Origin of the sequence: Mitsuaria sp. WAJ17 (assembly GCF_014174515.1) — a bacterium.
GTDB lineage: Bacteria > Pseudomonadota > Gammaproteobacteria > Burkholderiales > Burkholderiaceae_C > Roseateles_B.
Map to the genome: position 1 here is coordinate 1 of NZ_JACJUG010000112.1, position 476 is coordinate 476.

The 476-nt window shown below is 64.1% G+C and carries 1 protein-coding gene; it reads right to left on the bottom strand.

What is annotated here, in order from left to right; translation table 11 throughout:
* Window positions 1-46: 46 nt before the first annotated feature.
* Window positions 47-476 (bottom strand): 3-hydroxyacyl-ACP dehydratase FabZ (gene fabZ / locus H5407_RS23600; protein ID WP_183106921.1); only part of this gene is annotated, 430 nt, incomplete at its 5' end.

Consider the following 476-nt stretch of genomic DNA (forward strand, 5'->3'; position numbering starts at 1 on the left):
GACAATCGCGGTGGGATGGATGCGAGCCATATGCGCCCCGGCCTTCTCAGTCTTCGATGCGGCGCATGGTGCACATCAGCTTGGCCTCGCAGGCGAGCTCCGTGCCCACAAACGCCTTGCCGGTGAACTTGAACAGCGAAGCCTTGGCGCGCTCGAGCGTGACCTCGAACACCAGCTGATCGCCCGGCTCCACCGGGCGCGTGAAGCGCGCGCCGTCGATGCCGGCAAAGTAGCAGATGGTCTTGTCGTCGATCTGGCGATCCAGGCTTACCACCGCCAGCAGCGTCGCCACCTGGGCCATCGCTTCAAGCTGCAGCACGCCAGGCATCACCGGCCGCACCGGGAAGTGCCCCGGGAAGAAGGGCTCATTGATGGTGACGTTCTTGAGCGCGCGAATGCGCTTGCCCTTTTCCACCTCCAGCACCCGGTCCACCAACAGGAAGGGGTAGCGATGCGGCAGCATCTTGATGATCTGG